The organism is Gordonia sp. 852002-50816_SCH5313054-c, assembly GCF_001665925.1.
GTDB lineage: Bacteria > Actinomycetota > Actinomycetes > Mycobacteriales > Mycobacteriaceae > Gordonia > Gordonia jacobaea.
Genome location: NZ_LZTE01000022.1, coordinates 129,490 through 139,778, shown reverse-complemented (window position 1 = coordinate 139,778; position 10,289 = coordinate 129,490). Strand labels below are relative to the sequence as shown.

Here is a 10,289-nt window from a genome sequence, read left to right as displayed (position 1 = left end):
TATGCGATCGTCGGCAGCGTCAGATGTGTATAAGAGACAGGGGTGATCTCGACAAGCTCGATCAGCGGGAGGGGCGTCTCGATGAGCGGGCGGGGCGTCTCGATCAGCGTGGGTGGTCGGTGAGGGTAGGTTTTCTTCGCGGCGTTACCATAGGCCAATGACCTTGCAGTTCACCCGTACCGAGCATCCCCATCCGGTGTCGGAATCCCGTCGGGCGGAGATCCTCTCCGCTCCAGGATTCGGCAAGTACTTCACCGACAACATGGTGCTGGTGGACTACGACATAGATCGCGGTTGGCACAGTGCGAAGGTCACGCCGTACGGACCGATCGCGCTCGATCCGTCGGCGATGGTTCTGCATTACGGACAGGAAGTCTTCGAAGGTCTGAAGGCGTACCGGCAGCCCGACGGCTCGATCGCCGCGTTCCGTCCGGAGGCCAACGCACTGCGGCTGCAGCGTTCCGCTGAACGCCTCGCGATGCCGCCTCTGCCCGTCGACGACTTCATCGAATCACTACGGGCACTGCTGGCTGCCGACAACGCGTGGGTTCCGCCCGCAGGCGGCGAGGAATCGCTGTACCTGCGCCCGTTCATGTTCGCCTCGCAGGCGGGCCTCGGAGTCAACGCGCCGTCGTCGCAGTACGTCTATTCGGTGATCGGCTCGCCCGCAGGCGCCTACTTCTCCGGCGGGATCAAGCCGGTCAGCGTGTGGCTGTCGACCGAATATGTGCGCGCGGCACCCGGTGGTACCGGCGCTGCGAAGTGCGGCGGCAACTACGCCGCGGCCTTCCTTGCGCAGGCGCAGGCCACCGCGCAGGGCTGCGACCAGGTGGTCTGGCTCGACGCGGTGGAGCGTCGCTTCATCGAGGAGATGGGCGGCATGAACCTGTTCTTCGTGTTCGGCTCGGGAGCCGACGCGCGGCTGGTGACTCCGGAACTGTCCGGCTCGCTGCTGCCGGGTATCACGCGTGAATCGCTGCTCACCCTCGCGATCGACGCCGGGTTCTCCGTCGAGGAACGACGCATCTCCACCGAGGAACTCCGCAAGGGTGTCACGTCGGGCGACATCACCGAGGTCTTCGCGTGCGGCACAGCCGCGGTCATCACACCGGTCGGCCACGTGAAGAGCGAGACCGACGACTACACGATCGGCAACGGCACCACGGGTGAGGTCACCCAGGCGCTTCGCGACACACTCACCGGCATTCAGCGCGGTACGTTCGCCGACACCCACGGGTGGATGACGACGCTGTATCCGGCCTGATCCGGATCCCCTGATCCAGACGTCCGACGGGTCCTCGACGCTCCGGCCTCGGGGGCCCGCGGCGTATCCGGGTCAGAACCGTCGGAGCCTGTGGTCAGCTAGCGGCACTCAGATCAGTAGTCCCACAAGGGCTATGGCCGTCGACAGCTCGATGACTGCGCCGAGCACGTCGCCGTTGATCCCACCCATCCGGCGCGCGCAGTGCCGGGTGAACAACCACGCGAAGCCGAGCACGATCACGGCTGTGACGGCCGCACCCAACGCCGATCCGACGTCGAACACGTTGGGCGACAACGACTGCCAACCGCCCGCGACCACCATCGCGACGATCGCCAACACCGACCACACGACGATTGATGCCCGTTGGGTACCCGCGACGAGTGCGCCGAATCCGGTGGAGCGTGCCGGCGGTAGCGACCGTCGACAGGCGATCACGGCGGCCACGCGCCCGACGAAAACCGCCGCGGCAATGGCCGGCCATCGCGAATCACCGGTCAGCGCAGCGAATCCCGCTGTGTCGACGATCATCACCGCCGCGATGGTCGCCACCCCGAACGGTCCCGCTGATCCGCTGCGCATGACCTCGGCGACCCGTTCGGGTGGGCCGTAGCATCCGAGGCCGTCCGCGGTGTCGGCCAAGCCGTCGAGATGCATGCCCCGTGTCCCCACACCGAGGACGACGACGAGCACAATGCCGATCAGGGTGGTGGGGAGGTCGGTCAGACTCAACGCCCACGCCACGACAGCGACAAGAGCGCCGAGGGCGAGGCCGACAACTGGAACCGCAGCGATCGCCGCGGCGCCGAATCGTCGATCAAAAGTGTTGTTGCGCACTGGGATAGGCACGACGGTCAGCCATGAGAACGCACCCGCGAGAGCGTCGACCGGCGACATCCTGCCGCCCACGCCCGGGTCAGACCCCCGCGTCGCTGGTGGTCAGGGCCGCCGACGAGTCGGAATCGCTGATTCCCGCCTCGTCGAACGTCGACATGCCACGCAGGATCTCCACGGACGAGGAGACGACGGGCAGCGCCATCAGCGCGCCGCTGCCTTCGCCGAGGCGCATCCGCAGGTCGAGGATGGGCTCGAGGTCGAGGTGTTCGAGCGCGAAGGTGTGCGCGGGTTCGACCGACCGGTGACCGGCGACCCACCAGCTCACGGCGCCCGGAGCCAGTTCGGCCGCCACGAGTGCGGCAGCCGTGACCACCACACCGTCGAGGATCACCGGTGTGCGACGCACGGCGGCCTGTGCCAGGAACCCGGCCATTGCGGCGATATCGGCGCCGCCGACGGCCGCGACGAGTGCGAGGGGATCATGGATGTAGCGTCGGCCGCGCCGCATACCGTCGCGGATGGCTGCGGTCTTCCGCATCCAGCCGAGGTCGTCGATGCCGGTGCCGCGGCCGACTACTTCGACCGGCTCGTGGCGGGTCAGGGTACCGACGAGAATCGCTGCGGGAGTGGTGTTTCCGATGCCCATCTCACCCGCGATGAGAAGGTCGGCACCAGAGTCGACCAAGTCGTCGACGATGGCACGTCCTGCCGCGATGGACGCGCGAGCCTCGGCGATGGTCAACGCATCGGTGACGCGGAGGTCGCCGCTGCCGCGTCGAACCTTGTAGCGCGAGACCTCGGGTGGGGTGTCGGCGTCGACCGACATGTCGACGACATGCACCGTCGCGCCGCTCTGGCGGGCGAGGACGTTGACCGCTGCGCCTCCCGAGGCGATGTTCGCGACCATCTGCGCGGTCACCTCGGGCGGGTACGCGGAGACGCCGGCCTGCGCGACGCCGTGATCACCCGCGAACACCACCACGTTCGCCTGCTCGATCGAGCGGGGTGGACACTCGCCCTGACATGCGGCGATCCACACGCTGAGGTCTTCGAGCCTGCCGAGCGAACCAGCGGGCTTGGTCAAGGTGAGCTGACGGTCGCGCGCCGCCTGCGCGACGGACTCGTCCGGACGGTCGATGTGGTCGAAAACCTCGGCATCGGTCGCGTCGACTTTGGGAGATTCCGACATGCTGCCGGACGCTGCCGTTGCGGTGTCCGGGGCTTTCGGTGCAGTAGCGGCTGCAGTAATGGCTACCGCGGATGCGGTTGCGGCTGCCGTCGGTGCGACGTCGGGTGCCGCCGGTTTCTGTGGTGACCTTTGCTGCTGTGCCGTCTGCGCCGCCGGGGTGGGGAAGTCGGCGGGGAGTTCGACGACGCGGCCGGCGACGACGAGCAGGACGCGGTCGCAGACGGCTGCGACGGCCGAATTCAGGGCACCGAGTTCGTCCTGGAACGCGCGGCCGACGGCGGTCGAGGGGACCGGTGCCAGCCCGACCTCGGGGCTGATGATGACGAGGTCCGCGGTGACGGCACTGATCGCCGCGCACAATTGCTCCGTGCGATCGGAGCGGTCGATCGGCGATTCCCAGCCGTTGGTGGCGTCGATGTCGGCGGCCAGCCAGTTGCCGAGGTCGTCGACCAGTGTGGCGACGTCTGGCGTCGTCGACAGCTCGGCGGTGAGATCGGTGGTCTCGACGGTCGTGTACCGCTCGTCGCGGCGTCGTCGATGTTCCTCGACTCGCGCGACCCACTCCGCATCGGAGGTCAGTGTCGGCCCGGTCGCGATGTAGCGGACCTCGGCGTGTTCGGCGAGCAGTGCCTCGCCAACCCCCGATTTGCCCGACCGCACGCCCCCGAGCACCAGTGTGCGGGTGCCCCTCGTGGTCATTGTCGGTTCAGACCTCGTCGCCCGCAGACACCTGCGGCTTGGGTGCGCGCATCCGGCGGAGCTGCATGGCGCGGGTGAAGGCGTACCAGCCGAGGCGGAAGCCGGTGTCGTCGGTGTCGGGGAAGCGCTCGCGGACGCGCTTGTTGACCAGCCTGCCCAGGATGACGGCGTCGACGGCCATCAGCACGACGAATGCCAGCAGGACGAAGTTCGCGTACGCGGCGATCGACGGCAGGAACATCACCACGATCAGCACCACCGCGAACGGCATGAACAGTCCGGCGAAGTTGCGTCGCGAGTCGACGAGGTCGCGGGTGTAGCGCCGCACCGGACCCTTGTCGCGGGGCATCAGGTAGCGCTCGTCGCCTGCCATCATCTTTTCGCGCTGCTCCGCGCGTTGGTTGCGGCGATCGTCGTTGAGTTTGCGACGGTCCTCGCGCGACATCGAGCTCTTGAGCTGCTTCTTGCGGGCACGTGCCTCGGCGCGGGTCGTCGGCGGAGGCGCGACCGGGCCTCGACGTCGGCCTTCTGCCTCGCGACGCGACGGTGTCGGGCGCCCCTTACCCGCTGTGTATGCGCTGCCCTTGGTCTCGGACTCGGACTCGGTCTCCGTGTCGTCGACGGCCGTCGTCGGCGCTTTTTTGAGCGACAGGGTGCCCTCGTCGGCGGTGTCGTCGTCCTTGTTCCATGGCAGTCTCACGTCTTCGAGGGTAGGCGATCTAGCGCTGCCGCGGTTCGTCGACCTCCCTATACTTTCCGGGCATGGGCCCGAGGATACGAGCGTGTGAGACGACCGCGAGCACCTGCGTCGACGCCCGGGTGTCGAGCGAGCAGAGGTGGGGCGAATGCGAGTCCTGATAGCGCCGGATTCGTTCGGCGACACGCTCACGGCGGTCGAGGCCGCCAACGCCATCGGCGAAGGGTGGTCGGCGGGCAGGCCGGACGACGAGATCACGCTCGCGCCGCAGTCCGACGGCGGACCGGGATTCGTCGACGTCCTCGCAGCACGCTTCGGACGCACGGTGACCGAGCGGGTCGTCGGTCCACTCGGTGCCGCGATCACCGCACAGTGGTTGCTCGACGACAGGGAGCCCGAGCGGCTCGTCGCCTACATCGAGTGCGCGCAGGCGTGCGGCCTGCATCAACTCGGTGGTGGGCCGACGCCGCGCACCGCGCAGTCGGCAGACACCTACGGTGTGGGGCTGCTCGTCGACGCTGCATTGCGGGCCGGGGTCCGCGAAGTGGTCGTTGGTCTAGGTGGGAGTGCCACGACCGACGGCGGCCATGGGTTCATCGACGCCCTGGGTGGGTCGGCGCGGGCAGCGGAGCGTTTCGCCGACGTCGCGCTGATCGCTGCGTCCGACGTCGAGAATCCACTGCTGGGACCGCTGGGGGCCGCCTCTGTGTTCGGCCCTCAGAAGGGTGCGGACGCCGAGACCGTCGGGCGTCTAGAAGAGCGACTGACCCAATGGTCGCGGGTGCTGGCATCGATCGCTGGTCGTGACGTCAGTGGTGAGCCGGGAGCCGGAGCCGCCGGTGGGCTCGGCGCAGCATTGCTCGCATTGGGTGCGCGTCGCGTGTCCGGTGCGACGGTCGTGGGAGAGGCAACCGATCAGGCCACTGAGATCGCTCGCACGGACCTGGTGCTGACCGGTGAGGGAAAGTTCGATTCCCAGACGCTGCGCGGGAAGGTCGTGTCGGCACTGAATGCTGCGGCAACCGAGGTGGGTGCGCCGACGGTCGTGTTCGCAGGTCAGGTGGCTTTGACTCCGGAAGAGATCGCCGGGGCCGGGATAGCGGGTGCCCACTCGATCGTCGACCAGGCGGGATCGGTCGAACTCGCCATGAGCGACGCGCGCAATCAACTCACCGCTCTCGCGGCGCGCGCCGCGGCGTCGTGGCTCCCGAGTGGGTGAGAAAGCCTGCGTTCGACGACCCACAGGCATGTGCACACTCCGGGAATATGCACATAGGGGGTACCGTTGACAACAGACGAACAAAAGGCCTGCATCGTCAGCCGACGCGTTCGAGTCGCTGCCACAGCGCGGCGTACATCAGAGCTGTGTGATACATGGCAGCACGACCGGGGCCGAGCACCAACGGCGCCATCACAGTACGAGGAGCATCGATGACCGTTCAGAACGAATCCGGAACCGCGACCACCACCGGCGTCATCCTGACCGACGCTGCAGCCGCCAAGGCCAAGGCGCTGCTCGACCAAGAGGGTCGTGACGACCTGGCGCTGCGTATCGCAGTGCAGCCCGGAGGCTGCGCAGGCCTGCGCTACCAGCTCTTCTTCGACGACCGCTCGCTCGATGGCGACCTCACCGCAGACTTCGGTGGCGTCAAGCTGGCTGTCGACCGAATGAGCTCGCCGTACGTGCAGGGCGCCACGATCGACTTCGTCGACACCATCGAGAAGCAGGGTTTCACCATCGACAACCCCAACGCGACGGGTAGCTGCGCCTGCGGCGACTCGTTCAACTGAGGGCTGTAGTACGCCTGTAATTTCTGACCGCACCTCGGCGACGCCGGGGTGCGGTCAGTCATTTCCGAGGCTTTCGGTAGCGTGTGATGCGGTTCATGGTTGGCTCGCGCGGCGGGCCATCTCGAACGCCGGCTCGCGCGGCGTGCCATCACAAACGCTGAGAGGCTTGGGGAGTACGTGGCAATCGTTGTATGTGGTTCCATCGCGACAGATCATCTGATGAAGTTCCCGGGGAAGTTCTCGGAGCAGATTCTCGCCGATCATCTCGAGCACATTTCGCTCAGCTTCCTCGTCGAGGATCTCGTGGTCCGACGCGGCGGTGTCGCAGGCAACATCACGTATGCGATGGGTGAGCTGGGGCAGTCGCCGGTGCTCGTCGGTTCGGTGGGATCGGACTTTCACGACTATCGCCAGTGGCTCGAGGCGCACGGCGTCGACTGCCGCGGCGTACGCATCTCCGAGACGCACCACACGGCTCGCTTCATGTGCACCACCGACGAGACGATGGCGCAGCTCGCGACGTTCTACGCGGGTGCGATGAGTGAGGCGCGCGAGATCGATCTCGGCGAGGTCGTCGAACGCGTCGGTGCACCGGAGATCGTGTTGATCGGTGCCGACGATCCGGCAGCAATGCTTCGGCACACCAAGGAATGTCGACGCCTCGGCATCCCGTTCGCCGCCGACCCGTCGCAGCAGCTCGCGCGACTCGACGGCGAGCAGGCACGGGAGCTCATCGACGGCGCCGCCTACCTGTTCACCAACGAGTACGAGTGGGGTCTGCTGCGTCAGAAGACCGGGCTGTCGGAGGCGCAGGTCGCCGAGTTGATCGGCGTGCGCGTCACGACCCTCGGTTCAGGCGGTGTCGAGATTGTCGACCGCGACGGCACGCGCACGCACGTGGCCGTTGTCCCGGAGACGGAGAAGGTCGACCCGACCGGCGTCGGCGACGGCTTCCGCGCGGGATTCCTCTCGTCGCTGTCCGCAGGCCTCGGATTCGAGCGCGCCGCACAGGTCGGCTCGATGGTCGCCGTGCTGGTCCTCGAAACCGTGTCGACGCAGGATTGGTCGTGGGACCGCGACTCCGCGCTCAGTCGCATCGAGGGCGCGTACGGCCCCGACGCCGCGAAGGAGATCGCCGCAGCGATCTGAGCGCGGCCGCGCGGCGGGTGGTTTCGACGGACGGCTGCTCGCTGCGCTCGCGGCCTGCTCAACCAGTGGGGGTGGGGGTGGTTTCGACGGACGGCTGCTCGCTGCGCTCGCGGCCTGCTCAACCAGCGGTGGGGCCGCCTGGTCGATCGGGGGGCGAGCCCTTTCCGCTGATCGAGCCGTCCTCCGCTGATCGAGCCACCTCCGCTGATCGAGCTTGTCGAGATCACTTCAGCCAACGCCGGCTCAACCAGTGGGGGTGGGGTGGTTTCGACGGACGGCTGCTCGCTGCGCTCGCGGCCTGCTCAACCAGCGGTGGCGAGCCCTTTTCGCTGATCGAGCCGTCCTCCGCTGATCGAGCTTGTCGAGATCACTACAGCCGCACGGGGTAGCTGTGGTCGGTGATATCGGGTACGAGGGTCTTCTCGACGAAGATCGCGTGCCAGATCATGAACATCAGGAGCGTCCAGAGGCGTCGGCTGTTGTCGACGGTGCCCGCGCGGTGCTCGTCGAGCATGTCGAGGATCGGCTGCTTGTTCAGCAGGTACTCGGTCTGCGACTTCTCGATCGTCTCGCGTGCCCAGTCGTACATCTCCGGCCCGGCGAGCCAGTGGCGGATGGGGACGGGGAAACCGAGCTTCTTGCGATGCAAAACGTGCGGCGGAACGATCTGCTCGAGTGCCTTGCGCAGTGCGTATTTGGTGGTGCCGTGGCTGATCTTCTCGTCGAACGGCAGCGCCTCGGCGACCTTGAACACCTCGTTGTCCAAGAACGGCACTCGCAGTTCCAGTGAATTGGCCATCGTCATCTTGTCGGCCTTGACCAGGATGTCGCCGCGCAGCCACGTGTAGAGATCGATGTGCTGCATCCGTGCCACAGGGTCCCAGCCATCGCTGCGCGCGTAGATCGGTTCGGTGACGTCGGTGTGAGTCCACTCGGGACGGTAGTCGCGCAGCACGGCGCGCAGCCGGGCGTCGTCGAAGCTTCGCGCGTTCCCGTAGTAGCGCTCCTCGAGTGTCAGCGATCCGCGATGCAACAGACTCTTGCCGCGGGTGCCCTCGGGGATGCGGTCGGAGACCTTGCCTGCGAGGCGTCGAAGTGTGGAGGGCAAGCGGTCGAAGCCCTTCAGGGAGAGGGGCTCCTTGTAGATCGTGTACCCGCCGAAGAGTTCGTCGGCGCCCTCGCCCGAGAGCACCACCTTGACGTGTTCGCGAGCGGTCTGGGCCACGAAGTACAGCGGGACGAGTGCGGGGTCGGCGACCGGATCGTCGAGGTACCAGATGATCTCCGGGATCGCGGCGATGTACTCCTCGGGGGTGACGGTCCGCACGATGTGCCGGGCCCCGATGGCTGCCGCGGACTCCGCTGCGACGTCGGCCTCCGAATAGCCTTCACGCTCGAATGCCGCGGTGAAGGTGATCAGGTCGGGGTTGTGCTGGATCGCGAGCGCCGCGATGGCCGTCGAATCGATACCGCCGGACAGGAACGACCCGACGGTGACGTCGGCGCGCATGTGTTTGGCGACGGAGTCGGAGAGGACGTCGGCGATCTCGTCGTAGCGCTTCTGACGTGTGGCGTCGGTGAAGGGACGGACCGAGAACTGCGGGCTGAAGTAGCGGGTGACCGACGGCGCGCTGCCGGGACGGACCGTCGCGTACGAACCCGATTCGAGACGACGGATCGACGAGTGCAGCGACTCGGGCTCTGGAACGTACTGCAGCACGACGTAATGCTCGAGAGCGCGCTCGTCGAGAGTGTCGGGCAGGCCGAGGCGTCCGATCAGCTCCAGGAGGCTCTTCTTCTCGCTGCCGAACGCGGTCCCACCGGGTCCGGTTGCGATGAACATGGGCTTGATGCCGAACGGATCGCGGGCCAGGAACAGTGAGCGCGTCTCGGTGTCCCAGATGGCGAACGCGAACATGCCGCGAAGTCGTCGGACCGCGTCGGGTCCCCAGTGATGGAAGGCCGCGACGATCGCCTCGCCGTCGCCCTCGGTGCGGAACGTCGCGCCCTCGTCAGCGGCGAGTTGCGCGCGGATCTCCAGGTAGTTGTAGATCTCGCCGTTGAAGACGAGGGCGTACCTGTCGGGGTTCTCCGGCGGTCCCCACCGAAGTGGCTGATGCGAATGATCGATGTCGATGATCGACAGTCGATTGAAGCCGAGCACGATGTCGGCGTCATTCCACGTGCCGGGCTCGTCCGGGCCGCGGTGGCGCATGCAGTGCGAGGCGTTGGCGACGAGATCGACGGCATCAGTCGCCGTCTCATCGGAGGTCAGCAGACCGAGCAAGCCACACACCAGTAAAGCCTCTTTCGACGCGGGGACGATGGTCGGCGATGACGTCACCGCCGCGGTGACGAGTATGCCGTATGCGGGGTCGGCGCGACCTTCCGGATAGGGCTCGCGGGTCGTCGAAACACGCGGTCGGGAGGGTCTTACCTGGGCCGGAAAACGATTTCGACGCGCGAAGTCACCCCAACCGAAAAAGTTCCCGCGAGTTGGTCTACGCTGCGTAGTACATGGCGCGAAGGCTGCGCTTCGGTGCCCGCTGCACGGTGACAGTTGCCTGCGGGTTCGATGTCGCCAAGCGTGTCATTGCAGGTCAGGTGGGATGCGACTCGGACGTCTGATCGACGGTTCCGAGCTGGCAGGAAGGCGTGAAATTGGC

General features: G+C 66.9%; 8 protein-coding genes. 4 read left to right on the top strand and 4 right to left on the bottom strand.

The annotated features are described in order from the left end of the window. Positions 1 to 157: 157 nt before the first annotated feature. Positions 158 to 1,264: a branched-chain amino acid aminotransferase gene (locus tag A5788_RS02330; RefSeq protein ID WP_049698270.1), complete on the top strand. Its 1,107-nt coding sequence runs from the start codon at positions 158 to 160 to the stop codon at positions 1,262 to 1,264. 108 nt (positions 1,265 to 1,372) lie between these two features. Here the strand turns inward: A5788_RS02330 and A5788_RS02325 are convergent, their stop codons facing one another. From A5788_RS02325 to A5788_RS02315, 3 genes are read right to left on the bottom strand one after another with little or no spacing between them, the layout of a single operon-like run. After that, positions 1,373 to 2,158, bottom strand: coding sequence for an adenosylcobinamide-GDP ribazoletransferase (locus A5788_RS02325; protein ID WP_064864336.1), 786 nt, complete (start codon positions 2,156 to 2,158; stop codon positions 1,373 to 1,375). A gap of 19 nt (positions 2,159 to 2,177) precedes the next feature. After that, positions 2,178 to 3,986, bottom strand: coding sequence for a nicotinate-nucleotide--dimethylbenzimidazole phosphoribosyltransferase (gene cobT, locus A5788_RS02320; protein WP_064864334.1), 1,809 nt, complete (start codon positions 3,984 to 3,986; stop codon positions 2,178 to 2,180). 7 nt (positions 3,987 to 3,993) lie between these two features. Further along, entirely contained in the window at positions 3,994 to 4,686 is a 693-nt protein-coding gene (locus tag A5788_RS02315) for a DUF3043 domain-containing protein (protein WP_064864332.1), read from the bottom strand. Positions 4,687 to 4,831: 145 nt separating this feature from the next. On the opposite strand from A5788_RS02315, the gene A5788_RS02310 reads away from it, so the two are divergent. The 3 genes from A5788_RS02310 (at position 4,832) to A5788_RS02300 (ending at position 7,623) form a co-directional block, all read left to right on the top strand. After that, positions 4,832 to 5,902 (top strand): glycerate kinase family protein, encoded by a 1,071-nt coding sequence (locus A5788_RS02310; RefSeq protein ID WP_064864330.1) that lies wholly within the window; start codon positions 4,832 to 4,834, stop codon positions 5,900 to 5,902. 212 nt (positions 5,903 to 6,114) lie between these two features. Then, the gene (locus A5788_RS02305; protein WP_005209017.1) at positions 6,115 to 6,474 is read left to right on the top strand and encodes a HesB/IscA family protein; all 360 of its coding nucleotides are present in this window, start codon (positions 6,115 to 6,117) and stop codon (positions 6,472 to 6,474) included. A gap of 177 nt (positions 6,475 to 6,651) precedes the next feature. Further along, positions 6,652 to 7,623, top strand: coding sequence for a carbohydrate kinase family protein (locus A5788_RS02300; protein WP_197494450.1), 972 nt, complete (start codon positions 6,652 to 6,654; stop codon positions 7,621 to 7,623). A gap of 370 nt (positions 7,624 to 7,993) precedes the next feature. Here the strand turns inward: A5788_RS02300 and asnB are convergent, their stop codons facing one another. Beyond that, positions 7,994 to 9,919: an asparagine synthase (glutamine-hydrolyzing) gene (gene asnB, locus A5788_RS02295; protein WP_049698590.1), complete on the bottom strand. Its 1,926-nt coding sequence runs from the start codon at positions 9,917 to 9,919 to the stop codon at positions 7,994 to 7,996. Positions 9,920 to 10,289: the final 370 nt, after the last annotated feature.

What these genes read in the sequence shown, in the direction of transcription:
- A5788_RS02325 (WP_064864336.1), bottom strand. Translation starts at nt 2,158, where the DNA reads ATGTCGCCGGTCGACGCTCTCGCGGGTGCGTTCTCATGGCTGACCGTC.
- A5788_RS02330 (WP_049698270.1), top strand. Translation starts at nt 158, where the DNA reads ATGACCTTGCAGTTCACCCGTACCGAGCATCCCCATCCGGTGTCGGAA.
- A5788_RS02305 (WP_005209017.1), top strand. Translation starts at nt 6,115, where the DNA reads ATGACCGTTCAGAACGAATCCGGAACCGCGACCACCACCGGCGTCATC.
- A5788_RS02310 (WP_064864330.1), top strand. Translation starts at nt 4,832, where the DNA reads ATGCGAGTCCTGATAGCGCCGGATTCGTTCGGCGACACGCTCACGGCG.
- cobT (WP_064864334.1), bottom strand. Translation starts at nt 3,986, where the DNA reads ATGACCACGAGGGGCACCCGCACACTGGTGCTCGGGGGCGTGCGGTCG.